18 protein-coding genes and 1 pseudogene are annotated in these 24,735 nt (G+C 76.3%); 9 read left to right on the top strand and 10 right to left on the bottom strand.

Translation table 11 applies throughout. From position 1 onward, the window contains the following. Positions 1-103: 103 nt before the first annotated feature. Together ACZ63H_RS16830 and ACZ63H_RS16825 are read right to left on the bottom strand one after the other, a co-directional pair. A complete protein-coding gene (locus tag ACZ63H_RS16830) occupies positions 104-4,693 on the bottom strand; it encodes a hypothetical protein (protein WP_469865631.1) in 4,590 nt (1,529 codons plus the stop codon). Positions 4,694-4,969: 276 nt separating this feature from the next. After that, a complete protein-coding gene (locus tag ACZ63H_RS16825) occupies positions 4,970-5,260 on the bottom strand; it encodes a hypothetical protein (protein WP_469865629.1) in 291 nt (96 codons plus the stop codon). A gap of 255 nt (positions 5,261-5,515) precedes the next feature. Between ACZ63H_RS16825 and ACZ63H_RS16820 the strand changes: the two genes are divergently transcribed. The 3 genes from ACZ63H_RS16820 (at position 5,516) to ACZ63H_RS16810 (ending at position 9,940) form a co-directional block, all read left to right on the top strand. Beyond that, complete coding sequence (locus tag ACZ63H_RS16820; protein ID WP_469865627.1) at positions 5,516-6,721, top strand: hypothetical protein; 1,206 nt, start codon at positions 5,516-5,518, stop codon at positions 6,719-6,721. Positions 6,722-6,751: 30 nt separating this feature from the next. Then, positions 6,752-7,027, top strand: a complete 276-nt coding sequence (locus tag ACZ63H_RS16815; RefSeq protein WP_469865625.1) for a DUF1232 domain-containing protein — start codon at positions 6,752-6,754, stop codon at positions 7,025-7,027. Between the two features lie 174 nt (positions 7,028-7,201). Beyond that, positions 7,202-9,940 (top strand): SpoIIE family protein phosphatase, encoded by a 2,739-nt coding sequence (locus ACZ63H_RS16810; RefSeq protein ID WP_469865623.1) that lies wholly within the window; start codon positions 7,202-7,204, stop codon positions 9,938-9,940. A gap of 169 nt (positions 9,941-10,109) precedes the next feature. Here ACZ63H_RS16810 and ACZ63H_RS16805 read toward each other — a convergent pair whose 3' ends face one another. The 3 genes and pseudogenes from ACZ63H_RS16805 to ACZ63H_RS16795 form a co-directional block, all read right to left on the bottom strand. Beyond that, positions 10,110-10,346, bottom strand: coding sequence for a hypothetical protein (locus tag ACZ63H_RS16805; protein WP_467937124.1), 237 nt, complete (start codon positions 10,344-10,346; stop codon positions 10,110-10,112). A 102-nt stretch (positions 10,347-10,448) separates the two neighbouring features. Continuing rightward, positions 10,449-11,954: pseudogene (locus ACZ63H_RS16800) on the bottom strand (esterase). A gap of 153 nt (positions 11,955-12,107) precedes the next feature. Then, the gene (locus ACZ63H_RS16795) at positions 12,108-13,949 is read right to left on the bottom strand and encodes a glycoside hydrolase family 15 protein (RefSeq protein ID WP_469865621.1); all 1,842 of its coding nucleotides are present in this window, start codon (positions 13,947-13,949) and stop codon (positions 12,108-12,110) included. A 310-nt stretch (positions 13,950-14,259) separates the two neighbouring features. On the opposite strand from ACZ63H_RS16795, the gene ACZ63H_RS16790 reads away from it, so the two are divergent. Both ACZ63H_RS16790 and ACZ63H_RS16785 read left to right on the top strand, forming a co-directional pair. Beyond that, complete coding sequence (locus tag ACZ63H_RS16790; protein ID WP_467937118.1) at positions 14,260-14,466, top strand: hypothetical protein; 207 nt, start codon at positions 14,260-14,262, stop codon at positions 14,464-14,466. A gap of 329 nt (positions 14,467-14,795) precedes the next feature. Continuing rightward, the gene (locus ACZ63H_RS16785; RefSeq protein ID WP_469865619.1) at positions 14,796-14,945 is read left to right on the top strand and encodes a hypothetical protein; all 150 of its coding nucleotides are present in this window, start codon (positions 14,796-14,798) and stop codon (positions 14,943-14,945) included. Between the two features lie 42 nt (positions 14,946-14,987). On the opposite strand, the gene ACZ63H_RS16780 is transcribed toward ACZ63H_RS16785, so the two are convergent. From ACZ63H_RS16780 to ACZ63H_RS16760, 5 genes are all read right to left on the bottom strand, one after another. Next, positions 14,988-15,464, bottom strand: a complete 477-nt coding sequence (locus tag ACZ63H_RS16780) for a DUF5709 domain-containing protein (protein ID WP_469865617.1) — start codon at positions 15,462-15,464, stop codon at positions 14,988-14,990. A gap of 474 nt (positions 15,465-15,938) precedes the next feature. Beyond that, positions 15,939-16,889 (bottom strand): lysylphosphatidylglycerol synthase domain-containing protein, encoded by a 951-nt coding sequence (locus ACZ63H_RS16775; protein WP_469865615.1) that lies wholly within the window; start codon positions 16,887-16,889, stop codon positions 15,939-15,941. Then, positions 16,886-17,653, bottom strand: coding sequence for a hypothetical protein (locus ACZ63H_RS16770; protein ID WP_469865613.1), 768 nt, complete (start codon positions 17,651-17,653; stop codon positions 16,886-16,888). The genes ACZ63H_RS16775 and ACZ63H_RS16770 overlap by 4 nt, the downstream gene beginning before the upstream one ends. Before the next feature lie 237 nt (positions 17,654-17,890). After that, positions 17,891-20,254, bottom strand: a complete 2,364-nt coding sequence (locus tag ACZ63H_RS16765) for a glycoside hydrolase family 65 protein (protein ID WP_469865611.1) — start codon at positions 20,252-20,254, stop codon at positions 17,891-17,893. Beyond that, complete coding sequence (locus tag ACZ63H_RS16760) at positions 20,251-20,991, bottom strand: HAD family hydrolase (RefSeq protein ID WP_469865609.1); 741 nt, start codon at positions 20,989-20,991, stop codon at positions 20,251-20,253. The genes ACZ63H_RS16765 and ACZ63H_RS16760 overlap by 4 nt, the downstream gene beginning before the upstream one ends. A gap of 91 nt (positions 20,992-21,082) precedes the next feature. Between ACZ63H_RS16760 and ACZ63H_RS16755 the strand changes: the two genes are divergently transcribed. The 4 genes from ACZ63H_RS16755 (at position 21,083) to ACZ63H_RS16740 (ending at position 24,714) form a co-directional block, all read left to right on the top strand. Beyond that, complete coding sequence (locus tag ACZ63H_RS16755) at positions 21,083-21,748, top strand: nucleoside/nucleotide kinase family protein (RefSeq protein ID WP_469865607.1); 666 nt, start codon at positions 21,083-21,085, stop codon at positions 21,746-21,748. Between the two features lie 153 nt (positions 21,749-21,901). Next, entirely contained in the window at positions 21,902-22,750 is an 849-nt protein-coding gene (locus ACZ63H_RS16750) for a hypothetical protein (RefSeq protein ID WP_469865605.1), read from the top strand. Positions 22,751-23,051: 301 nt separating this feature from the next. Then, positions 23,052-23,969: a MurR/RpiR family transcriptional regulator gene (locus ACZ63H_RS16745; protein WP_469865603.1), complete on the top strand. Its 918-nt coding sequence runs from the start codon at positions 23,052-23,054 to the stop codon at positions 23,967-23,969. A gap of 364 nt (positions 23,970-24,333) precedes the next feature. After that, entirely contained in the window at positions 24,334-24,714 is a 381-nt protein-coding gene (locus tag ACZ63H_RS16740; protein WP_469865601.1) for a hypothetical protein, read from the top strand. Positions 24,715-24,735: the final 21 nt, after the last annotated feature.

The following is a 24,735-nucleotide window of genomic DNA, read 5'->3' as shown; positions in this document are numbered from 1 at the left end:
CGCACCATCTTCGCCATCGTGGACCACCCGGAGACCTGGGAGAGGATCAGCGCGACCAGGACCGGGCGCGGGAAGCCGTCGGGCGCGCCGGCCCCGCCGTCGTTCAGTCCTCAGCCGCCCGCGCGAACAGTTCGTGCAGCGGCACCGGGGGCAGCAGCCGGGGGAACGGGCCGTACACGGCCTTGCCCGCCCGGACCGCGCCGTGGGTGACGAGCTTGCCCTCCTCCACGGGCAGGTGGGGCGCCTCCAGGGTCTCCCAGGCGCCGGGGACGAAGGCCGTGCGGCCGGCGCGGGGCCGCCGTCCGGTCTCCACCGCGCCGGCCGCCACCAGTTCCGCCTGCGCCGCCTTGTGCCGGGCGGCCGTCCAGCCGTTCCAGCGGCGGACGCCGCGGTCCGTGGGCCGGGCGAGGGCGCGCAGCTGGAGGTACAGCGCGGCGGCGTCCGCTCCCACGCCGAGCCGCCCGGCGACCTCGGCGACCAGGCCGGGGACGCTGAGCGCGGGATTGGCCTCGTAGCCGCCGACGGGCACGGGGGTGCCGGCCGCGCGGGCCGCCATCCGGGCCACGCCGTCGAGCAGTGTCCGGATCCGCGTCACCTCCCGCCCGAGCCGGGGCAGGTCCAGCCGGTCGGCCAGGTCCAGCGGCCGGGCCGCCCGCGCCGGGTCCGCGAGGGCGGCCGTGCGCAGGAACACGTCCCCGCCGGGCACGGCGACCACGAGCGTCCCGTCGTCCACCGCCGCGGGCGCCGCCGTGGCGGTGTCCGGCAGCGGCTCGGGGCGCGCGAGCACACCGCCCGCGCAGGGCCGGAAGGCCGGGTCCCCGGCGACCGCGCGGGCCAGTGCCGGGAGCGCCGGCAGTTCGACCAGGGTGTCCGGCGCCGCGAACCAGGCGCGCAGGTGCTCGTGCAGCTTGAGGGCCCCCTCGGCCGCCGGGTCGCCGACCGGCCGCTCGGTCAGGGCCCAGGCGATCACGGTCAGCGCCTCGGTGTGCGGGGCCCGGTCGGAGCGTATCCACTCCCCGGCCGTGCCGTCCGGCCCGGCCCGGTGCAGGTGGAGCCGGCCGCCGCGGGCGGCGGCCAGCACGCGTCCGCCCCAGGGGGACGGCGGCCGGCCCGCGGGCAGGGCGCGGGCCCAGTCGGCGTCCAGGCCGAGGTCCGTCTCCAGGGCGTCGGCCAGTTCCTCGTCGGCGTAGGGGCGGGTGCCGAGCCGCCGCGCCCAGACCTCGGCCATGCGCTCGGCGGCCCGGACCGGGCCGTCCGCCGTCCACAGGTCGGCCGGGTCCTCCGGGAGCCCGGCGGCGAGCAGGGCGCGCCGGCCCTCGGGGCCGAGCCGGTGGCAGAAGGCGTCGTACTCCCCGGCCGTGGTCTTGTTCGCCTTGTACGGCTTGGAGCGCAGCATCCTGGCGTGCTCGTCGTACCCCGCCCGCCGGGGCAGGCCGGCGAGGGCCAGGGCGGCGACGGGGCGTCGTACGCCGGTGCGCCGGGAGAAGACGGCGAGCGCCTCGGGGGTCAGCGGGACCGGTCCGTGCCGTTCGGCCAGTTCCAGCAGGCGGGTGAGCCGGGCGGCGTCGTCCCGGGTGATCGTGACCGTCCGCTCCTCCTCGGTACGGGCGGGGGCGGGACCGGCGGCCGGCTGCACGAAGCGGCGCAGTCCGCCGCGGTCGGGGCCCGCCGCCGCGTCGGGTGCGGCGGCCAGGGCCTCCTGCGGGGCCCGGCCGGTGCGCCAGGTGCCGCCGGGCCGGGCGAAGGGCTGCTCGCACCAGGTCCGCAGCAGGGCGTTCAGCGCGGTGCGTTCGTCCGCGGGCGTGGTCTCGACGGCGGCCCGCCAGGCGACGGCGTCGATGTCGCCGAGCAGCACCTGCCATTCGGCGGGGCGCGCGGGCGGGGCGAGGGCGCGGGTCTCGTCGTCGATCTCGCCGCGCAGGAAGCGGCCGTCGGCGGCGAGGGCGGTGAGGGTGCCGCAGTGCCGCTCGGGTGCGTGGGTCTCGTGGGCGCGCAGGTCGGGCAGCAGGCCCGCGAGGGCGGGGACGAGCGCGGTGTCCGGAGCGTCGGCGGGCAGGGTGACGGCCGGTCCGGAGCGCATGATGCCGACACGGCGGGACAGGTCCTCGCGGCGGCGCAGGACGCCGGCGGCGAGCCGGGCCGCGCGCACCACGCCGTCGCGCACCCGGCGGTCGCCGACGTCGGGCAGCAGCCGGGTGACCCGGTCGCGGAGCGTGCCGTCGTCCGCGGTGGCGAGGGCGGCGTCGAGCAGGGCGCGCACGGTCGGGGCGGAGACGGTGCGCAGCGCCTTGGAGGAGCGTGCGTCGCGGGGGGTGAGGAAGTGCCAGAACGCGGGCGGTGGCACGGGTCCGGCCTGCTCGCCGAGGGTGGGCGGACGGTCGCGGTCGCGGTCGGCGGGCGGGACGAAGCCGTGCACCTGCCACAGCAGGGAGTTGTCCGCGGCGGCGTGGCAGCGGACGGTGGTCTCGCCGACGGTGACGGCGTCCTCGCCGCCCTCGGGGAGGCCGAGGACGCCCCAGGGGTGGCGGCCGAAGCGGCGGCTGCGGAAGCGGGCGGTGCGGCCGTCGACGGACTCCAGCAGGAATTCGGTCGGCGACGGGCCCTGGTGGGGCGTGCGGTTCAGGACGCGGCAGCCGACGAGCCGTCCGTCCTGGCCGAGCGGGGAGGGCGGGGCGTCCTCGGGGAGCACCGCGAGGTACTGCCCGCCCTCGAACTCCTCCATGCCGGGCGGGACGTCCCGGTCGCGGTGGAAGTCCGGCAGGGTGCGGTCGGCCGCGGGCGCGCCGGTCGCGGGGTCGTACGGGGTCCAGTTGCCGCGGGTGTGGAACACCTGGGCGCCGTAGAGGCGGCGGCCGTCGCTCAGCTGGAAGTCGTGGTGGCCGATGCCCTCGCGTCCGCCCGGCCGCAGCACCCGCTGCCCGTCGAACCGGCCGCCGCGGTCCGGGGTCTCGAACTGGTAGCCGAACCCGCCCTGGATCAGTCCGCCGTACGGCCGCAGGCCGTACCCGTCCTCGGGGGTGAACACCTCCTGGGGCCGGCCGGACCAGTACGCCCGGGCTCCGGTGTGGCGGTCGCCGGAGTGCCAGCTGACGAGGAACTGGCCGCCTGCGTAGTGGACGGTGTGCTCGGTCGCCTCCTCCGGCACCCGGAAGGCGCAGGTCGCGCGGGTGCCGGTGGGGTCGACGGCCACGGCGCGGCCGGCGCCGTAGACGGTCAGGACGGGCCAGGTGCAGGTCACGCGGAGGGAGTCGGCCGGGTCGAAGCCGGCGAGGGCCGAGTCCAGGGCGGGCCAGCCCAGTTCCTCGGGCAGCCCGGCGCGCAGGGCGCGGGCCAGCGGGCCGGTGAGGTCCAGGTCCGCCAGTGCCTCCTCGATGCCGTCCAACGCGGTGGCGGTGGGCCGGTCGAGCAGCCCGGCCAGTTCGGTGACCGCCTCGTCGGCCGCGGCGAGCCCGCCGCCGCGCAGCTCGCCGAGCAGGCCCTCGACGCGGGCGTGCACCTCGGTGGCGATACCGGCGTTCTCCGGGAGCCGGGTGATCGCCGTGCCGGTGCCGCGCAGCCCCTCGTGCACGGTGCCCTCCAGGCGGCGGCCGAAGACGGGGTGGGCGGCCAGGGCCGACAGATCGCGGCGCGAGCGGTCGGCCCAGAACGTCAGCTCCACGGCGTCGCCGGGGTCCGCGACCTCGATGCCCTCGGCGAGGCAGGCGTCCAGCAGGTCGGCGTCCAGGGCCGGCCAGCGGTACCGGTCCTCGTGGATCACCACCGGGGTGCCGGCGGCGCGCAGCCGGGGGGCGAACCGGGTGACGATCTCGAAGAGTTCGGCGGGCACGGGCTGGCCCGCCACACCGCCGTAGGCCACCCTCTGGTGCCGGTACGTGCGCGTGTACCGGTTCAGCCAGCCGGCCGGGCCGCCCTGGGGATCGAGGTGCCCGGCCGCCACCGCGTCCACGATGCCGCCGCGCAGCAGCAGCCGCAGCCAGGCCGCCGCGTCCTTGCGGGAGTCGGGGAACAGGTCGAGCAACGCGGCCTGGACGCCGGGGTCCTGGGGGTGGTCGCCGAGCGGGCCCGCGGCGGCCTCCAGCAGGGCGTCCGGAACCGCCTTGCCGCGCGCGGCGCCGAGGACGTGGCCGAGGACCCGGGCGTCCTCCTCGGTGCCGAGGCCGGCGGCGCGGGCGGACGCGGCCACGCGGCGGGCGAGGTCGGCGGGGAGGTCCCCGGGGGAGGCGGCCCAGGCGGTGAGCACCCGCACGTACTCCTCGTGCGCCTCGGCGGGGTCCAGGTGTCCGGCCAGCCAGCGCTGATGCTCGCTCAGTTCCTTCGCCGGCAGGGCGCCCCGGGCCGCGAAGAACAGCGCGTTGGCCCGTCGCCAGCCGGGGTCGACGGGCAGCGCGTGCTCCTGCTCCGCCTTGCGGGCCAGGGTGTAGGCCTTGGCGGCGGCACCGCCGGGGTAGCCCAGCAGGCGGTGTGCCACCGTGTCCCAGAACCAGGGCAGATGGGCCGGCGGCAGCCCGCTCGCCGACCGCCGCAGCCGCTCCAGGCAGCGCCCCATCTTCGGGTACGCCGCCGACACCGCCGCCGCCGTCTCGTCGAGCAGGGCGACGGCGGCGCTCCCGGCGTCCGGGTCGTGGGCCGCGACCCAGAGCGCGTAGGTCGTGGACCGGTGGGATTCGGCGGGCAGCAGGTCGTGAGTGAGCATGCGGCGATCTTGGCACGAGGATCCGACAGCCGTCCGGGCCTGTGGACAACCGCCGGGAGCGGTCCGCCCGGCCCTGTGGACATTCGGGGTCGTTCTCCGGGGTTGTTCCGGGAAAACCCCCAAACAGGGCCGGGGAAACCCGACCTGACGGTCCATCGGAGCGCCGGGCGGCCCGGAGGGAAGCCCCGGCGGGCCGGACGACGACGGCCGGGGAGGCCCGGCGGGCCGCTCAGCGGCGGAGGAGGTCGCGGCCCGCGGTCACGGCCGGCGCCGCGGTCAGCGGGCGAGGGCCGCCGTCCGGCCGAGGCCGCCGCCACGCACCGCGCCCGCTCCGGGCACGTCCGGCCAGGGGCCGAGGGCCGCGACCCGCACCGCGAGCACGAGCAGGCCGAGCGCGGTCAGGGCGAGCGCGGCCCCGGGAGGCGTACGGTCCCCGCGCGGGGCGTGCCGCACCAGCCAGCCGAGCGCGCCCATGACGAAGCAGGTGGCGGGCGCCCACACCGTGTCCGCCGCGGCCGGCAGCAGCACGAGCCACCCGGCGGCCACCACGCACCCGGCAAGGAACACCAGACCAAGATATATCGTATCGATAGACGATATATCGCGTCGACATGGCGGAAACAGGTCGGGGATCACCTGTGCGGGTGGGCCGGCGCGCCGTACCCGGCCCCGGCGTGCGCCGTGCCGCGTCCGGGCGTACGGCGCGCGCCGGTACGACCGGCGTGCTCCCGGGCGACGCGCGGGGTACGGCCCCCGCGGCCGTGTCCTCCCGCCGAACGGTGATACTGGGAAGCGCACCCGCCCCCATCAGCAGATTGGCTCATGTCGAACTCCGCCACCGACCACGCCACCGTCCCGCCGACCCTCTGGGCGGTGCGGGGCCGTCACACCGGTCCCGCACCCGAGGAGGTCGTCCGCCGCACCCTGCGCCGGCACAAGGAGAGCGGGGACATCGACGACTTCGCCGAGCCGCCCGTGGCCGGGGATCCCGGCCGCCGGGTCTTCGAGGCCCGGTGGCGGGCCGGGGGCGCGGTGACCGTGCGCGCCCGGCTGACCCTCGTACCGCATCAGGGCCGCCCGCAGGGGCACGCGTGGCGGCTGGTCGCGGAGGCGGAGCGGCCGTGGGACGACGCGTGGCCCTCGCCCGCGACCCTGTTCTGGCCCGACGGCGGCTCCGGCGAGGACGACGACGGCTCCTGGGACCACCACCCCACGGTCCCCGGACTGCGCTTCCGGCACGTCAACGCGCTGCCCGAGGACGACAAGGAGATGCGCCGCCGGCTGCGGGACGCGGCCCGGGAGGCGTGGTGCGTCCATGTCGTCGTGCACGAGGCGATGACGCCGGACGAGCGGGGCCGGCTGCCGCTGACGGGACTGCTCCCGCCCGGTCTGCGGCACCGCGTGATCGAGCACCGGGCCGCGCCGCAGCAGCTGCGCGGGGTCAACTGGGCGCTGAAGGACCTCGGCGTCGAGGTGCCCCGCGGCGGTGCGGTGCTGCTGCCCCCGGACCCGGCCCCCGCGGACCACGACGGCCGCGAGCACAGTGTGCGCACCGTCTTCCTGGACGGTTCGGAACCGGCCGGGCTCATCGCGGTGCTGCGGCGCTTCCTGGCCCTGCCCCGCCCCCTGTCCCCGGACGCCGCCGAGGCGCTGGCGGACCTGCGCGAGAACTGGACCCTGATGACCCTGCAGGAGCAGCTGGAACGCGAGCGGCGGCTGGTCGCGATGTACGCCGACGCCCTCGAGGCCATGACGAAGTCCCGGGACCTGTACAAGCAGGCCGCCGAGCAGGCGCTGGAGGCGCTGGCCGCCTATCGTGACGTCCCCGCGCCCGCCCTGCCGCAGCAGCGGCCCGGCCCCCGGACACCGGGCGCGCTGCAGCAGCTGACACGGACCCTGGAGCGGCTGAAACCCACCGCTTGGGGCCGGCCGCAGCCGGAACCCGCCACGGTGACCGAGACCCACGCGGCCGACGGCACCCGGGTACCGGACGACACCCCGGTGCCCGGGGACGAGAAGCCGTCCTGACCGCTCCCGGCGGCCGGACAAGGAGCCTTCATGAACACGACCCACACCGTTGTGCTGATCGCGGCCTGCGTCGGCGTGGCGCTGCTCGCCGTCGCCGTCGCCCTGCTGGTGCGGCTGGTAGGGGCCCGGCGGACGCTGCGACGGGCGGGGCTGCCGACGGGCCCCCGGTGGGTGTTCTGGGGCGCGGTCGCCTATCTGCTGCTGCCCACCGACCTGCTGCCCGACCCGGTGTACCTGGACGACATCGGCGTCCTGCTCCTCGCCCTGCGCAGCCTGCCGCTGCCGCGCCGGACACCCGAGGTCTGACGCGCCGCTCCCCTACGGGGTACCGCTCCCCCGCCTCCACGGTCCGGCGCTCGCCCCGCAGCCGGTGACCGCTTTCCGGCCACGCACCCGGCTCCCCGGGGCTCCCCCGGTCGGGCGTCGGCGCCCCGGGTGACGGCCTCGCCTGACGGCGCCGGGCAGTGTAGACATGGGCACATGGTGCGACTGCCCGGCCGGTCCGCTCCCCGGCCGCCCCGAACGTTCGGGCACCCGCGGGCACCTGACGGTCCGCCGCGCCCGGCACCGGACGCGGGCGGCGGCCGGCCCGGGGCGCTCCGGTCGGCGGTGACCGGACGCAGCGTGGCCGGCCAGGTGTTCGTCCTGCAAGTGGTGATCGTGCTGCTGCTGGTCGTCTCGGCGGTGGTGGCCCAGGTGCTCCAGGTCCGGCACGACACCGACGTCGAGGCCGCGGGCCGTTCCCTCGCCGTGGCCGAGACCTTCGCCAACGCGCCGGGCACGGCCGAGGCCCTGCGCTCCCCCGATCCCACGGCCGTGCTCCAGCCGCGCGCGGAGGCCGCCCGTACGGCCACCGGCGTGGACTTCGTCGTGGTGATGGACACGCACGGCATCCGTTACACGCACCCCAAGACCGACCGCATCGGCAAGAAGTTCGTCGGCACGATCGCGCCCGCCCTGGCCGGCCGGACGGTCACCGAGCACATCACCGGCACCATCGGCCCGCTGGTGCAGGTCGTGGTGCCGGTGCGGGATGCGGCGGGCAAGGTGGTGGGGCTGGTGTCCGCCGGGATCACCACCGCGCACGTGGGCGGCACGGCCGATCAGCAGCTGCCGTTGCTGCTCGCCGCGGCCGCCGCCGCGCTGGCACTGGCGACGGCGGGCACGGCCCTGGTCAGCAGACGGCTGCTGCGTCAGACGCACGGGCTCGGGCCGTACGAGATGACCCGGATGTACGAGCACCACGACGCGGTCCTGCACGCGGTCCGCGAGGGCGTGCTGATCGTCGGCGGGGACGGCCGGCTGCTGCTCGCCAACGACGAGGCCCACCGGCTGCTCGGCCTGCCCGCCGACGCCGAGCGGCGGCATGTGCGGGAGCTGGGCCTGGACGACGAGACGGCGGACCTGCTGGCCTCCGGGCGAGTGGCCACCGACGAGGTGCACCTGGTCAAGGACCGTCTGCTGGCGATCAACCAGCGGCCCACGGACCTGCGCGGCGGACCGGCCGGCAGCGTCACCACGCTGCGCGACTCCACCGAGCTGCGCGCCCTGTCGGGCCGCGCGGAGGTGGCCCGGGAACGGCTGAACATGCTCTACGACGCCGGGGTGGGCATCGGCACCAGCCTGGACGTGTCGCGGACCGCCGAGGAACTGGCGGGGCTGGCGGTGCCCCGGTTCGCGGACTTCGCCACCGTGGACCTGTTCGACGCGGTGCTGAGCGGGGAGGAGCCCCGGCCGGGCACGGCACTGCGCCGCACGGCCTGCGCGGGGGTGCGCGAGGACGCCCCGCTGTACCCGCTCGGCGAGCGGATCCGCTTCGTGCCCACCTCGCCCCAGTCCCGCGCGCTGGCCACCGGGCAGTCGGTCGTGGTGGAACGGCTGCGCGAGGCGCCCGGCTGGCGGGCGCAGGACCTGGAGCGCACCGACCAGGTGCTGGACTACGGCATCCACTCGCTGATCACCGTGCCGCTGCGGGCCGGCAGCCTGGTGCTGGGCGTGGCGAACTTCTGGCGGGCGGAGAAGCCGCAGCCGTTCGACGCCGAGGAGGTGTCCCTGGCGGAGGAGCTGGTGGCGCGGGCGGCGGTGTCCATCGACAACGCCCGCCGGTACACCCGTGAGCACAGCATGGCCGTCACCCTCCAGCGCAGCCTGCTGCCGCGGTCCCTGCCCGAGCAGGGCGCCCTGGAGATCGCCTACCGCTATCTGCCGGCCCAGGCCGGGGTCGGCGGCGACTGGTTCGACGTGCTGCCGCTGTCGGGCGCCCGGGTGGCGCTCGTCGTCGGGGACGTGGTGGGGCACGGGCTGCACGCGGCGGCGACGATGGGCCGGCTGCGGACGGCCGTGCACAACTTCTCGGCGCTCGACCTGCCGCCGGACGAACTCCTCGGCCTGCTGGACGAGCTGGTGGGGCGGCTCGACCAGGACGAGACCGCGGTGGCGGGCGGGGCCGTGGTGACGGGTGCGACCTGCCTGTACGCGATCTACGACCCGGTGTCCCGGCGGTGCACCCTGGCCCGGGCCGGCCATCCGCCGCCCGCGCTGGTGCGCCCGGACGGCACGGTGGAGTTCCCGGAGGTGCCCGCGGGTCCGCCGCTGGGGCTGGGCGGGCTGCCGTTCGAGACGGCGGAGCTGGAGCTGGCGGAGGGCAGCCGGCTGGTGCTGTACACCGACGGTCTGGTGGAGGACCGGGAGCGGGACTTCGACGAGGGTCTCGCCGCGCTGGGCGACGCCCTGCGCCGGACGCCGGGCGCCTCCGCGGAGGAGACCTGCCGGGCGGTGCTGGACCGGCTGCCGGCCCGGCCGAGCGACGACGTGGCGCTGATCGTGGCCCGCACCCGGGTGCTGGGCGGGGACCGGGTCGCGCAGTGGCAGGTGCCGGCCGATCCGGCGGCGGTGGCGCAGGTGCGGTCCTCGGTGACCGGGCGGCTGGCCGACTGGGGCCTTCAGGAGCTGGCGTTCACGACGGAGCTGATCCTGAGCGAGCTGGTCACCAACGCCATCCGCTACGGGCGCGGCCCGATCGGGGTACGGCTGCTGCGCGACCGCACGCTGATCTGCGAGGTCTCCGACCGCAGCACGACCTCGCCGCACCTGCGGTACGCGGCGAGCACCGACGAGGGCGGCCGGGGCCTGTTCCTGGTCGCGCAGCTCGCCGAGCGCTGGGGGACCCGGTACACCCCGCACGGCAAGGTGATCTGGGCGGAACAGCCGCTGCCGTGAGGCGCGGGGCTGTTCGCGCGGGGCCCGGGGACGGCGACGGCCCGGCGGACGACGCCGCCTCCACCGCGTTCGCCACGGCCGTGGCCGGCGCGTGGCGGCGCGGTGACCACGCGGGTGCGGTCCGCCGGGCCCGTCCCCGGTTCCCGGTGCGCCCGGGCGAAGGCGCGCGTCAGCCGCCGCCGAGCCGGGAGCGCAGGAGCTGCTTGCCCAGTTCGGCGCCCTTGCGGCTGTCGGACTGGGCCTTGCGGAACAGCTCCGCGACCTCGTTGTCCTTGTCCCGCTCGGCGTCCTGGACGTACTGCTCCAGCCGCAGGGCGTTGCTCAGGCACGCCTCGACGTACCAGATGAGGTTGTAGTCCTTGTCGCGGGTGCCGGTGACGTCGCCGGTCTCGCTGGTGCTGGTCATCCGGGGTCTCCTCCCTCTGTCGGGACCAGGGTCGATTCCGCTGTGGGAGACCCCGGGTACCCGTGCGACCTGCGGACACACCGGCCGATCGGCCGGGTGCCGCTACTCGTCGATCACGGCGCCGAAGCGGGCCGCGTGCGCGGCGGCGCCGAGGTCGGCGGCGCCGTAGGACCAGGAGCCCTCGGCGAGCGGGCCGTCCCCGCTCGCCGGGAGCAGCCAGACGGCGCCGTCACCGGCGTTCTCGCCGGGGGCGGCGGCCAGCAGTTCGGCGCGGCCGTCGCCGTCGGTGTCCGCGAGGCGCACCTGCGCGCCCCAGGCGTCGTCGGCCTCGGCGGTGCCGGGGACGTGGGCGGTGTTCTGGTCGAAGGAGCGGGCGTTGGCGGCGGTGAGGCCGGTGCGGGAGCCGCGCAGCAGCCAGACGGCGCCGGCGTCGGCGACGGTGCCGACGTCCTCGCCGGGCGCACCGACCGCCACGTCCGCGTAGCCGTCGCCGTCCACGTCGGCGGCGGACAGGTCGGCGCCCCACGCGTCGCCCTGTTCGGCGGTGCCGGGGACGCCCGGGGAGTTCTGCGATCACCACTGCGGGGCGGTGCCGGGACCCCGGGTGCCGGCCGGGCCGTCCGGGCCGCCGTGGTAGACGCCGACCAGGCCGCCGGGGGCGTTCGCGGCGCCGCCGGCCTCGTCGGCGGCGTCGAGCCGGCCGAGGACGAGGTCGTCGTAGCCGTCGCCGTCGAGGTCGCCGGAGGCGGAGCCGAGACCGCCGTGCAGGTCGCGCCGGTAGGCGAGGCCCTCGGGGCCGCCCGCGTAGTACGCCGACCAGCCCTTGGCGTAGTCGTCGTCGGGGCTGTGGCCGGAGACGACCAGGTCGGCGAAACCGTCGCGGTCGTAGTCGCCGGTGGTGACGCGGCCGGGCTGGAGCCGGTGGCCGGTGGAGTGCGGGGCGCCGACCCGCCGCAGGACGCCCGCGTGCCAGGTGAACGCGGTGAGGCCGACGTTCTGGTCGACGGCCACCAGTTGGTCGGAGTCGACGTCGCCGGTGAACCGGGCGGCGGCCACCGCCAGGCCGAAGCGGGCGCCGGCGGTGGGCCGGGCGGCGGTGACCGAGGCGTTCGGTCCGGTGCCGAGGCCCTGCTTCGAGCCGTACAGGACGGTGACCCGGCCGGCGTCGGCGACGGTGCCCTCGTCCTCGCCGGGCGCGCCGATCACCGCGTCGTCGTAGCCGTCGCCGTCCAGGTCGCCGGTGGCGACGGCCTGGCCGAAGTCGTCCCAGGACTCGGAGGTGCCGGGCACGCCCCGGGTGGACTGGCTGATGACCTGCACCCGCCCCCTGGGGACGGTGGTGGCGCTGCCGATGCCGTTCGGGGCGCCGTACTGCACGGTGACGTAGCCGGCGCCCTCCTTGCCGTCGACGGTGCCCTCGGGAACCCCGGTGAGCAGGTCGGTGTAGCCGTCGCCGTCGAAGTCGCTGTTGCGGTCGGCGGCCGAGGTGCCGCCGGGAACGCCCGCGAACGCGGTCGGGGCGGCGAGGACGCCGGCCGAGGCCAGCAGCAGGAAGGAGGCCGCCGCGACGGCGGCGGAGCCCGCGGTGCGACGGGTGTCGATGGTCATGTCCCTTACCCCCAGGGGTGAATGATGGGCCGTCAGCCGAGTGGTCGGTGCCGGTGCAGGGTTCGACCCGGCGGGGGCGGGGGTGGTTGTGGGGCGCGGACCGGCTGTGACACGGCGGTGACAGCCGTTGCCGCGCCGGGACGAACGGCCGGTTCAGCCGAGCGCGCGGTCCAGGTTGAACGCGGCGCTGATCAGGGACAGATGGGTGAACGCCTGCGGGAAGTTGCCCTGCTGCTCGCCGGTGCGGCCGATCTCCTCGGCGTACAGGCCGAGATGGTTGGCGTAGGTGAGCATCTTCTCGAAGGCCAGCCGCGCCTCGTCGAGCCGGCCGGCCCGGACCAGCGCCTCGACGTACCAGAACGAGCAGATGGAGAAGGTGCCCTCGTCGCCGCGGAGGCCGTCGGGGCTGACCTTGGGGTCGTAGCGGTAGACGAGGGAGTCGGAGACGAGGTCCTCGGTGAGGGCGTCCAGGGTGGACAGCCACTTGGGGTCGGTGGGGGCGATGAACTTGGCGAGGGGCATCATCAGCACGGAGGCGTCGAGGACGTCGGCGCCCTCGTACTGGACGAAGGCGCCCCGGCGTTCGGACCAGCCGCGGTCCATGATCCGCCGGTAGACGGCGTCCCGGGCCTGGCGCCAGCGGCGGTGGTCGGCGGGCAGGCCACGGTGGTTGGCGAGGCGGATAGCCCGTTCGATGGCGACCCAGCACATCAGCCGCGAGTACAGGAAGGTCTTGCGTCCGCCGCGGGTCTCCCAGACGCCCTCGTCGGGCTGGTCCCAGTGGTCGCACAGCCAGTCGACGAGGTGGCACAGGTCGTCCCACTGCCCGCTGGAGATGGGCTGGGCCCACTTGTCGTAGAGGTAGACGGAGTCGATCAGCGCGCCGTAGATGTCCAGCTGGAGCTGGTCGGCGGCGGCGTTGCCGACCCGGACCGGCGCGGAGCCGAGGTGTCCCTCCAGGTGGGGCAGCTCGCGTTCGGGCAGGTCGGCGCGGCCGTCGATGCCGTACATGACCTGAAGCGGGCCGGAGGCGGCGCCGTCGCCGGGGCTGATGTGCGTGGTCAGGAACCGCATGAAGGCCTCGGCCTCGCCGCTGAACCCGAGCCGGAGCAGGGCGTAGACGGCGAAGGCGGCGTCGCGGACCCAGACGTAGCGGTAGTCCCAGTTGCGTTCGCCGCCGAGCTGCTCGGGCAGGCTGGTGGTGGGCGCGGCGACGATGGCGCCGGTGGGGGCGTAGGTGAGCAGTTTCAGGGTGAGCGCCGAGCGGTGCACCATCTCGCGCCAGCGGCCCCGGTAGCGGGACTGGTGCAGCCACCGGCGCCAGTAGGCGACGGTGGCGTTGAACTCGTCTTCCGCCTCGGCGTGGGCGCAGCCGCGGGGCAGCACCCGCGCGCCGAGCTGGTCGAGGGCGAACACCGCCGTCTCGCCCTCGCCCAGCTTGAACTCGGCCCACGCGTCCCGGCCGTCGCTCTCCACGGCGACGGTCGAGGTGAGCGCCAGGGACAGGTCGGGGGACTCGAAGAAGACCATGCCGTCCACGGTGCGCAGGGTGTGCGGGGCGGCGCCGTAGTCGAAGCGCGGGGCGATCAGGGCGCGGAAGGGGACGGTGCCGCGGACGCACACCACGCGCCGGATCAGCCGGTGCCGGGTCACCTCGAGGGACTCTTCGCAGCCGACCGGCATGAAGTCCTGCACCTCGCCGACGCCCTCGTCGGTGAAGAAGCGGGTGATCAGCACGTTGGTGTCGGGGAAGTAGAACTGCTTGGTGCGCGCGGGTACGGCGGCGGCCAGTTCGTAGCGTCCGCCGCGCTCGGCGTCGAGGATCGCCGCGAAGACGCTCGGGGAGTCGAAGGAGGGGCAGCAGTACCAGTCGATCGTGCCGTCGGTGCCGACCAGGGCGACGCTGCGCAGATCGCCGATGAGGCCGTGGTCGGCGATGGGCAGGTAGCGGGGCCGGGGCCCGGGGGTTTCCTCGGCGAACGGCGTCGCGGCCATCGGCGGCCTCCCGGTGAGCGATTGCGGTGCGTTGTTTCCGTCCGCGGGTGTCACGGGTGTCCGCCGGTGCCTCCCCGGCCGCCGGGTGCCTCCCCGGCCGCCGGATGGGTCCCGGCCGGTGCCGTCGTCCCGCACACGGGATGTTCTCCAGCTTAGGAGCGAGTGGTTTCGCGTGGCGCGGGAACGCGCTACGCACCCGCTCCACGGCGTGCTCCGGATGCAGGGTGCGCCGGGGCGGGCAATGGTGAGAGTGTGCCCCGTTCGGAGGCACCGGCACGGATGCGGTCATCCGGACCGAGGAGGAGGCATCATGTCGGCATCCACACCCGAAGAGTCCCGTGCGTCGGACGACGTCTGCACCCCGGACGCCCTGCTCCACTCCGCGCCCCCCGGGGACGTCTCCCCGGAGGACCTGGTGATGGCGGCGGGCAGGGACGTCACACCGAAGACCCTCGACTGGGCGCGTCGCAAGCTGGAGTCGGAGGGCCCGGCGGCCATCGAGAGGCTGCTGCCCTAGGGCGGTCCGGGGATTCGACGCGAGAGGGACGGGCCGGCGGGCCGGGTGCGAGTGGCGCCCGGCCCGCGCTGTCCGGTGAGCCGCACACGATCGTTTGGCGCACGATCGTGTGCTGATTCCCGGCGACCGGACGTTCGCTCAAGGCCCACGGCGGACTCGGCGCGCGGAGACCGCCCCGGCGCACGAGGGCACCCCGGGTCAGGACCGGCGGGGACTCGGCGGCACGCGGTGCGGGAAGCACGGGGCCGGTCCGCTGACGGGGTACGGGGTCACTGCGGCGACGAACGGGCCGTACCGGGGGGCGGGCGCCACCAGTAACCGTGGAACATGTGAACGGCCCGATGGCGGCCTACGACGGCTTCCACATCGACGGCGTCCGCCGCACCCGGCCCGGGGAACCGTCCCGCCTCCTCGACGCGGCGGCCCCGGAGCCGTACCCGGTCCCCACCCCGGCCCCGGGCGCGGACCCGGCCCTCTGAAGCGGCGCCGGCGGGCGGTGACGTCCGCGCGGGCCGGTGGGCTCAGGGTTCCTGCTCCACCACGTGGACCGCCGCCTCCTCGGCGCCCGCCGCTCCGCCGTCGATGCCGACGTCGCGGGCGACCTCTTCCTTGGTGGTGTCGGTGTGGGTGCCCTCGTCCGGGGCGACCAGGCGGCCCGCGCGCGCGGTGCCGGCCTCGGCGTCGAGGGGTTCGCCCTCGCCACCGGGCAGGTCGCCGATCTCGTCGCCGGGCGGCGCGGTGACGTCCGGGACCTCCTGGCCGAGCCGTTCGTCCAGGGTCTCCCCCTCGTGCTGCTCGGCGGCGGTGGTGCCGTGCTTGGTGACGCCCAGGGGCCGCTCGGGCGGGGAGTAGCCCTCGTCGAGGATGTCGTCGTAGGTGCGCTCGCCGACCGCGTCCTGAAGGTCCAGCGGTCCGGCGTCCTCCTGTTCCTCGTTGCCGCCGGTCGGCTGGTAGGCGTCGTCCGCCATAGGGGTCTGCTCGGACTGCTGGTCGCTCATGGTGGCCTCCTGAGGATCGCACGGGCTGTCCCGGTCCGCGTTTCCCCCGGCCGGAGCCTTAATCCCGTGGACGTCCCGTCGGCATCCCGTCGGCCTTCGGCCCCGGCGACCGGCCGCCTCGCGGGCATCGGTCAGCCGGGCACCGGTCGCTGGAGATCGGGTCTCGCCGGGCATCGGCCTCGCCGGCCCTGATCCGCTCCTGCCGCGTCGGGAGCCGCCGGACGCGGTGCCGGGGCCGGGCGGGTGGGCCCGGCCCGAGCGGGGAGGAGGCGGAGCCGGATCAGGGACGGCCGCCGGGGAGGAGGTTCCCGCGGGCACCCCCCACCCTCGCGCCATCCTTCCGTACCTGCAATTCGTGTGCAGGTGATATGCAGGTAAAGGAGACCACCGGCCTTCCCCACGGGGAGGGAAAGAGGACCGGGGGCGAGGGCTCCGTCCGGGATCTCCCGGTCCGCCGTGGAGGACCCCCGGCCGTCACAGGTCCTTGCGCCGCACCAGCACCCCGAGGACCAGCAGACCGGGCAGCAGCGGCAGCCAGACCGTGAGCAGCCGGTAGCCGAGCACCGCGGACGCCGCGCCGGCGCCGGAGGTGCCGGCGGCGGTCAGGGCGAGGGCCAGCGCGGCGTCCAGCGAGCCGAGCCCGCCCGGGGTGGGCAGCAGGGCGGCGGCGCTGCTCGCGGCGAGGTACAGCAACGCCACCTGGAACGGGGCGAGCGGCAGGCCGACGGCCCGGGTGACGGCGATGAGGACCAGCGCGTGCAGCACGGCGAAGGCCAGGGAGCCGCCCCACAGGGCCGCCGCACGGGCCGGGCGGGCGTGCAGGGCGCGGATGTCGGCGAGGACGGTGACGAGCACCCGCCGGCACCGCGACCACCAGGGCATGACGAGCAGCAGCAGCACGAGCAGGACGGCCACGCCCGCGGCGGCGGCGACCGCGACGGGGGACGGCCGGGGCAGCCGCAGCAGCCCGGGGCAGGCCGGGGCAAGCAGGGCGATCAGCGCCAGGCGGACGGCGGCGCCCGCGGCGGCCTTGACGGCGAGCGCGCCGGCCGCGCGCCCGGCGGACAGCCCGCAGCGCATCAGGAAGCGCAGGTTCACCGCGCCCGCGCCGATCCCCGCGGGCAGCAGGTGGTTGGCGGCGGAGGCGGCGAACTGGGCGGCGAGCAGCCGGCGGCCGGGCAGCCGCCGCACGACGGCGCCCTGCTGGGCGAGCGCGGAGGCCGCCCAGGTGCCCACGGCCGCCACCGCACCGGTCAGCAGCCAGCCGTGGTCGGCGACCGCCAGCCGCCCGGCCCCGCTCTCCACCGCGGGCCAGTGCCGGCGGGCCAGGTAGAGCGCGCCGAGGAGCACGGCGAGGCAGCCGGCGGCGTGCCAGTAGGCGCGCCGCCGGCCGAGGGCGGTGGTGAGGCCGGCCGGCGAGGTCATGAGCCGGCGCCCGGGACGTCGCGGTACGGCCGGACCGCGCCGACGGCCGCGGAGGTCCAGCCGCGGGCGTGGCCGGGCGGCGTGGCTCCGGCCGGCGCCGGCGCGGCGACCGGGATCCGCCGGGCGGCGCGGGTGAGGGCGTCCCGGGTGGTGCCGGCGCCGGGTCCGGCGGTCGCGGCCGAGGCGCAACCGGCGGCGAACGCCACCGGGACGGCCTCGTGACCGGTGAGCAGGCAGGGCGGGCGGACGCCCCGGCGGCGCGGTTCCGCCACGGTGCGGAACCGCGCCTCGCGCGCGCGGACGGCGTGGTCGGCCGTCCGCACGGCCACGGCGGGCCGCGCGGCGAGTCCGGCGCGGACCGGCCACCCGGCCGGCCGGCGCCGGGCGGTCAGCAGTCGGGCGAGGGCGTCGGCCAGCGGCACGGCCGGCGGGGCGCAGGCGGGCAGCGGGAAGCGGGGCGTCGCGGAGCCGATCGGGAGCAGCGCGGTGGACGGCGGCCGGGACGCGACGGGGGCGGCCGGCAGCGAGACGCCGCGGGCGCGGGGGGCGCTGGAGAAGGCGGCGGGCGCGTGGCCGCCGACCCGGCTGACGTACGCCGTCCCGTCCCAGCCGAGTCCCGTGCCGGGCGGTACGAGCGGGAGCCGGGCCAGGGTGATGGCGGCGACGGCCGCGAGCGGCCGGGCGGTACGAGCGGGGCCCGAGCGCGCCCGGCGGGAGCGCGCGTGGCTCACCGCGTCGAGTGTCGCGTGCCCGCTGTCGGCCATGACCACCCCTCGCGTCCCCACGGGTCGTGGGGTCCACTGTCCCCCGCCGCCCCTCGAGCGCCGGGAGGCGGGCGGGGAAAACGCGACCGGACCTACGCGGATCACCCGACCGTGCCCGGCGGGCAGGGCCATCCGGCCGACGGCCCTACGCGCCGCGCGGCGTGGCGAACCGCGCGACCGGCCGGGCCCGGCCCGCCCCCGGCGACCGGACGGCTCCGCTGCGGCGGTGTCCCGGGGTCACCGCTGCGCGCCCGTGTTCGGCGCCCGGTGCCGGGGCTGGGCGGGGGTGACCCGGCGTACCACCGGTGGTACGGGGCGGACGGCCGGCTCGTCGGTGGTGACCGTCAGCGCCTCGCCGTGGTGGCGGAGCGCCAGCGGCTCGCCGTCCAGCAGCGCGTACGTCACCTTGTCCGCGCCGATCTCCACGCGCAGCCTGCGGCCCCGGAACCCGACGTGGAAGGCGAGGCGGCGCAGCCGTTCGGGCAGGCGGGGCGCGAACCGCAGCCCGTCGCCGTCGCGCCGCATGCCGCCGAACCCGGCGACCAGCGCCATCCAGGTGCCGGCGAGCGAGGCGATGTGCAGCCCGTCCCGGGTGTTGTGCTCCAGGTCCTGGAGGTCCATCAGCGCCGCCTCGGTGGTGTAGGCGTAGGCGAGGTCCAGGTGGCCGGTCCGGGCGGCGACGACGGCCTGGCAGCAGGCCGACAGGGAGGAGTCGCGGACGGTCAGCGGTTCGTAGTAGGCGAAGTTCCGGGCGATCTGCTCCTCGTCGTACTCCTGCTCGAAGAAGTCGTCGCAGGTGTACATCGCCAGCACCAGGTCGGCCTGTTTGACGACCTGTTTGCGGTAGAGGTCGAAGTAGGGGAAGTGCAGCAGCAGCGGGTACTGGTCGGGGCGGGTGGCGTCGAAGTCCCAGCGCTGGTAGCGGGTGAAGCCGGCGTGCTGTTCGTGGACGCCGAGTTCCTCGTTGTAGGGGATGTGCAGGGCGTCGGCGGCGTCCCGCCAGGCCGCGCTCTCCTCCTCGTCCACACCGAGGGCGCGCGCCCGGTCCGGGTGGCGTTCGGCCGCGTCGGCGGCGGCGCGCAGGTTCTGCCGGGCCATCAGGTTGGTGTAGATGTTGTCGTCGGCGACCGCGCTGTACTCGTCGGGACCGGTGACGCCGTCGAGGTGGAACACCCCGTGGGAGTCGTGGTGGCCGAGCGAGCGCCACAGCCGGGCCGTCTCCACCAGCAGCTCCAGGCCGGTCTCCCGTTCGAAGTCGGTGTCCTCGGTGGCGGCGACGTACCGGACGACGGCGTCGGCTATGCCGGCGTTGACGTGGAAGGCGGCGGTGCCGGCCGGCCAGTAGGCGGAGCCCTCCGGTCCGGCGATGGTCCGCCAGGGGAACGCGGCCCCGGCGAGCCCCAGTTGGGCCGCGCGTTCACGGGCCTCGTCCAGGGTGTTGTACCGCCAGCGCAGCGCCTCGGCGACGGCCCGGGGGGCGGTGTGGGTGAGCACGGGCAGCACGAACATCTCGGTGTCCCAGAAGGCGTGCCCGTCGTAGCCGGAGCCGGTCAGCCCCTTCGCCGGTATCGCGCGCCCCTCGGCGCGGGCCCCGGCCTGCACGACATGGAACAGCGCGAACCGGACGGCCTGCTGGATCTCCTCGTCGCCCTCCACCTCGACGTCGGCGCGGGCCCAGAAGTCGTCCAGGCAGGCCCGCTGCTCGGCCAGCAGTCCTTCCCAGCCGTCGTGCGCGGCGGCGGCGAGCGCGGCGTCGACCTGGTCGGCCATCGCGGGCAGCGACCGGGCGCCGGACCAGCCGTGCGCGACCAGTTTCTCCACCCGCAGGGTCTGTCCGGGCTCCAGCACCGAGGTGACGGTGAGCCGGGCCACGTCGATGCCGCTCTCACTGCGGGTGGTGGTGCGTTCGGGGCCGGTGACGACGTGGTCGGCGGCCACGGCGACCCTGAGGCCGCTGCGCCGGGTGCGGTGCACCAGCCGCAGCCGGCCGCCGGAGGCGAAGTGGTCCTCCTGTTCCAGCGGGGACTTCAGGGCGCGGGCCGCACGGGGGTCGCCGTCGGGTTCGGGCAGGCTCTCGTTGGCGACCAGTTCCGACTGGATCACCACCCGGCAGCGGTCGCCGACGGCCTCCACCTCGTAGGCGACGGCGGCCACCGCCCGCTGGGTCAGCGACACCAGCCGGGTGGAGCGCACCCGGACCGTGGAGCCGGCCGGGGAGGTCCACTCGCAGGTCCGCTCCAGCACGCCCCGGCGCAGGTCCAGGACGCGTTCGTGGGCGACGAGCCGGCCGTAGCGCAGGTCGAACGGCTCGTCGTCCACCAGCAGCCGGATGACCTTGCCGTTGGTCACGTTGATGACCGTCTGCCCGGACTCCGGATAGCCGTAGCCGGCCTCCGCGTACGGCAGCGGGTGCACCTCGTGGACGCCGTTGAGGTAGCTGCCGGGCAGGCCGTGCGGTTCGCCCTCGTCGAGGTTGCCGCGCCAGCCGACGTGCCCGTTGGACAGCGCGAACACCGACTCGCTCTGGGCGAGCACGCCGAGGTCGAGGGTGGTCTCCCGGACGGTCCAGGGCTCGACGGCGTACGACCGGTCGGTGATCACCGCGCGCCTCCCAGTTCGGCGAGGTCCTTGACGACGATGTCGGCGCCGTGCGCGTACAGCGCGTCGGTCTGGCCCACCCGGTCCACGCCGACGACACAGCCGAAGCCGCCGGCCCGGCCCGCGTCCATGCCGGCCAGCGCGTCCTCGAACACGGCCGCGCGGGACGCCTCGACGCCCAGTTCCCGGGCGGCGGCGAGGAAGGTGTCGGGGTTCGGCTTGCCCGGCAGGTTCCGCTCGGCCGCCACCACGCCGTCGATCCGCACGTCGAAGAAGTGCTCGGCGTCCACCGAGCGCAGCACGTCCCGGCAGTTGGCGCTGGAGGAGACGATCGCGGTGCGCAGGCCCGCGGCGCGGACGGCCTCCAGATAGCGCACGGTGCCCTCGTACGCCTCGACCCCGCCGGTGCGGATCTTCTCCAGCAGCAGCGCGTTCTTGCGGTTGCCGAGGCCGTGCACGGTGGGGGCGTCCGGCGGGTCGTCGGGCTCGCCCTCGGGCAGGTGGATGTCGCGGGAGGCGAGGAAGGCGCGGACGCCGTCGGCGCGGGGGCGGCCGTCCACGTACTCGTCGTAGTCGGCGTGGACGTCGAACGGCCTTCCCCGCTCGCCGTCGTAGTCCCGCAGGAACGCGTCGAACGTCTCCTTCCAGGCCGCCGCGTGCACGACGGCCGTCCTGGTGACGACCCCGTCGAGGTCGAAGAGGCAGGCCTGGATGGTGTCGGGCAGACCGAGCTGAGTCATACCGAGGACTGTTCCCCGTCCGGGGCACTCCAGTGGGTGGCGCGCACCACACCGGGCCCGGACGGGTGGTGACACACTGTCCGGTGTGTCTGTGACCAGCGATCGTGTACCGCGCACCTTCGACGACCTCGTCGACCGGGCCCGGGCCCTGCCCCAGGGCGGCCGGCGTGCCCTGCTGGGCATCGCGGGCAGCCCCGGCGCGGGCAAGACGACCCTCGCCGAGCGGCTGGTCCAGGCCCTGAACGGCGACGGCGTGCCGTGGGCCGCGCACGTGCCGATGGACGGGTTCCACCTCGCCGACGCCGAACTGGACCGGCTGGGCCGCCGGGACCGCAAGGGCGCCCCGGACACCTTCGACGCGGGCGGCTACGCGGCGCTGCTGCGGCGGCTGCGCGAGGAGCGGGGCGAGGTGGTGTACGCGCCGGGGTTCGAGCGGGTGCTGGAGCAGCCGCTGGCGGGCGCGATCCCGGTGCCGCCCGAGGCCCGGCTGATCGTGACCGAGGGCAACTACCTGCTGCTGAGGGAGGGTTCGTGGGCGCGGGTGCGGCCGTGCCTGGACGAGGTGTGGTTCTGCGAGATAGACGAGGAGGAGCGGGTCCGCCGGCTGGTCGCCCGGCACGAGGAGTTCGGCAAGGAGCGCGCGGCGGCCGTCGCCTGGGTGCGGGGCACGGACCAGCGCAACGCCGACCTGGTCGCGGCGACCCGGGACCGGGCGGACCTGGTGGTGCCGCCCGCCGCGCTGCCGTCCGGCGACTGACGCCGTCGGCCGCCCTGTTCGTCTCCGTGGACTTCGCCGCGCCGGCTCGTCCCAGGAGACCTTCGAAAGGGCGAGGAGAGGGCCGCGCGTTCACCCGTCGCACGCGCCCCGGTCGCCGGAGCCTTCCCACCGGGTCGCGAACCGGCCCCGGGCATGCACCCGTTCACCCCGTACTTCGCGACGGGACCGCGCGACCGCGCACACCGGCACGGCCGTTCCCGGCGGTCCTCCCGGGAGGCACGGTTCGCGGCGGTGGGCGGCCACGGCGCCCTCGGCACCGGCGTCACCCTGGACGCGGCGTCCGGCGGCGGACGCGACGACGTCGAGGGGCCGGGCGGGCTGACCGAGCGGGGCACGGGCGCGCTCACGCCGGCCGGCCGCAACCGGAACACGGGCGGAAGCGCGCCGGCCGGGGGCACGCTCACGGCCGGTTGCGGGGACGCGCTCGGCCACGGGGGCGTGCGGGTGGCGGGCGGGACGCCGCGGGTGGCCGGACGGCTGCGGGTGCGCGGCACCTGGGCGCAGGACACCGGGCCGCCGGAGGTCACGGCGCGGGCCGGGCGGGGCACGGGCGCGCTCACGCCGGCCGGCCGCAACCGGAACACGGGCGGAAGCGCGCCGGCCGGAGGCACGCTCACGGCCGGTTGCGGGGACGCGCTCGGCCACGGGGACGTGCGGGTGGCGGGCGGAACGCCGCGGGTGGCCGCACGGCTGCGGGTGCGCGGCACCTGGGCGCAGGACACCGGACCGCCGGAGGTCACGGCGCGGGCCGGGCGCACGGCACCGGTGACCGCCGGGCGGCGGGCCGTGCTCGGCGGCCGCGCGGTGCCGGCACTGCGGCTGGACACCGGACGGCCCCGGGCGGCGGGCCGCGCGCCGCCGGTCCTCGCCGCACCCCGGCCGTCCGGACGGTTCGCCCGGATCGAGGCGGACTCCGAGCGGCCGCGGGCCGTGCCCGTCGGCACGGCGGAGGAACTGCCGGTACGACTCGTGCGGCGGTGACTTCGCGCGGTGGCGGGAGCGGTGCCCCGGCCGGGCGGTGGTCCGGGCCCCGTCATCGCGCGGCCCGCGCCGTCGAGGGGACGGATGACGGCAGCCGGCGCGCACGCGCGCGGGACGGCGGACCACCGTCGGGACAACGGCACGAACGGAGGCACCCGGCACGCCCGCGCGCGAGGCGGCCGGCCGGCGGCGTGGGCCGTTCACCCACCCGGTGCCGGCGGTGAGGGGCCGTCTCAAGCCCCTGGTCACGGCGGTCGGTGAGCTATGTTGAGTGATCGTGGCAGACAAAGGAGGCCGACCGGTGCCCTCGCCGCAGCAGGCACGCGCGCAGGCGTCAGCGATCACGTCCGGCAGGACCGCGCCCGAGGCCGACGCCGCCCCGACCTCCCGGCTGCGGGACCTCTTCGACGGGCCGCGTCTGTCGCCCGGGCAGCGGCGGATCGCCCAGTACCTGATCGAGCACCTCACCGAGGCCGCCTTCCTGTCGATCACCGAGCTGGCCGACCGGGCCGGGGTCAGCCAGCCGTCCGTCACCCGCTTCGCCGCCGCCGTCGGCTTCGGCGGCTACCCGGCGCTGCGCGAACGGCTCCAGTCGATCGCGCTGAGCGGCCTCGCGGGCGGGCCCGGCGAGGAGGACCGGGCCAACGAACTGCAGGCCGCCGTGGACGCGGAGATCGAGAACCTGGAGAACCTGCGGCGCGACCTCGCCGACCCCGACCGGGTCATCCGGGTCGGCCGCGCGCTGTCCCGCTCCACCCCGCTGACCGTGCTGGGGCTGCGCATCTCGGTGTCGCTCGCCGAGTACTTCGGCTATGCCGCCCGCCGGATCCACCCGGACGTGCGGCTGGTGACCCGCGGCGGCAGCGTGGCCTACGACGCGCTGTTGCAGGCCCGGGAGGCGGGCGGCGGCTGGGTGCTGGCCTTCGCCATGCCCCGGCACTCCCGGGAGACCCTCCAGGCCGTCCGGGTGGCGCGCGACGCCGGTCTGAAGGTCGCCCTGGTGACCGACCTGGCGCTGGGACCGCTGGCCGACGAGGCCGACGTCACCTTCGCCACCGGCACCGGTTCCCGCCTGGTGTTCGACTCCTACGCCGCCCCGGGGGTGCTCGCGGCGGCGCTGCTCCAGGCCATGACGGACGCCGATCCCGAGCGCACCCAGGCCCGGCTGGAGAAGTACGAGCAACTGTCGGAGCAGCACCAGTTCTTCCTCCGGGACTGAACGGCGGCCCGATCCGCGCGGCACGGCCGTTCCTTCCGTCCGCGCCGGACAGTCGTGAAGATCTTGCGGTCATCCGCCGGTGGGACGGGGATGATTCACCGCATAAGGCACATGAATGTTTTCATGCGTCTTGCAAAGCGATCGGCATATATAAATACTGCTCCGCGAACTCCCCGCACACAGACTCTCCCACGGCCCCGAGAGGGGCACACGCCGAGCCGCCGATCCCCTCCCACGTCGGCCCCCGGGGTGTGCCGGGGCGCGTCGTCCGCGCGACGCGCCCGTGCGCGGCTCCGGTCACCCCCTGGGCCGGAACCGCCCCGCCCCCCGTCGGCCACCCCCACGACGCCGCCCACCGGAAGCGATGACCATGCCCCTGACCAGCACCCGCATCAGCCCCGACTGGCCCTGTCAGGTCAAGACGCCGGGCAGCTACGACTGGGAGCGTTCGGCGGCCAAGTGGCTGCGCGAGCTGATCCCCGCGCGCTACGCCAGCTATCCGGCGCTCATCCGGCACCCCGTCCTGCTCGCCCGGCACGCGCAGATCCAGGTGCAGCAGGAGATCCGGGTCGCCCGGACCGCCCTGCAGACCGCGCGGACCGAGCTGCCCGTGCTCGGACTGCCCGAATCGGTGATCGAACACACGATCAAGCTGTACGCGGCCGAGGTACTCCAGCTCCAGCACATCGCGCGCAGCGTCCGCGCCGTCAGCGCGGCGCTGGCCGCCCGCGGCACCGGCCGCTGAACCCGCGCCCGCCCCCACCGG

This window comes from Streptomyces sp. NPDC104831 (assembly GCF_055583025.1).
Note: the sequence above shows the minus strand (reverse complement) of the source record. Positions and strands in the feature narration are given on the sequence as shown.

What these genes read in the sequence shown, in the direction of transcription:
- ACZ63H_RS16830 (WP_469865631.1), bottom strand. Translation starts at nt 4,693, where the DNA reads ATGCTCACTCACGACCTGCTGCCCGCCGAATCCCACCGGTCCACGACC.
- ACZ63H_RS16820 (WP_469865627.1), top strand. Translation starts at nt 5,516, where the DNA reads ATGTCGAACTCCGCCACCGACCACGCCACCGTCCCGCCGACCCTCTGG.
- ACZ63H_RS16815 (WP_469865625.1), top strand. Translation starts at nt 6,752, where the DNA reads ATGAACACGACCCACACCGTTGTGCTGATCGCGGCCTGCGTCGGCGTG.
- ACZ63H_RS16810 (WP_469865623.1), top strand. Translation starts at nt 7,202, where the DNA reads ATGGTGCGACTGCCCGGCCGGTCCGCTCCCCGGCCGCCCCGAACGTTC.
- ACZ63H_RS16805 (WP_467937124.1), bottom strand. Translation starts at nt 10,346, where the DNA reads ATGACCAGCACCAGCGAGACCGGCGACGTCACCGGCACCCGCGACAAG.
- ACZ63H_RS16795 (WP_469865621.1), bottom strand. Translation starts at nt 13,949, where the DNA reads ATGGCCGCGACGCCGTTCGCCGAGGAAACCCCCGGGCCCCGGCCCCGC.
- ACZ63H_RS16790 (WP_467937118.1), top strand. Translation starts at nt 14,260, where the DNA reads ATGTCGGCATCCACACCCGAAGAGTCCCGTGCGTCGGACGACGTCTGC.
- ACZ63H_RS16780 (WP_469865617.1), bottom strand. Translation starts at nt 15,464, where the DNA reads ATGAGCGACCAGCAGTCCGAGCAGACCCCTATGGCGGACGACGCCTAC.
- ACZ63H_RS16775 (WP_469865615.1), bottom strand. Translation starts at nt 16,889, where the DNA reads ATGACCTCGCCGGCCGGCCTCACCACCGCCCTCGGCCGGCGGCGCGCC.
- ACZ63H_RS16770 (WP_469865613.1), bottom strand. Translation starts at nt 17,653, where the DNA reads ATGGCCGACAGCGGGCACGCGACACTCGACGCGGTGAGCCACGCGCGC.
- ACZ63H_RS16760 (WP_469865609.1), bottom strand. Translation starts at nt 20,991, where the DNA reads ATGACTCAGCTCGGTCTGCCCGACACCATCCAGGCCTGCCTCTTCGAC.
- ACZ63H_RS16750 (WP_469865605.1), top strand. Translation starts at nt 21,902, where the DNA reads ATGCACCCGTTCACCCCGTACTTCGCGACGGGACCGCGCGACCGCGCA.
- ACZ63H_RS16740 (WP_469865601.1), top strand. Translation starts at nt 24,334, where the DNA reads ATGACCATGCCCCTGACCAGCACCCGCATCAGCCCCGACTGGCCCTGT.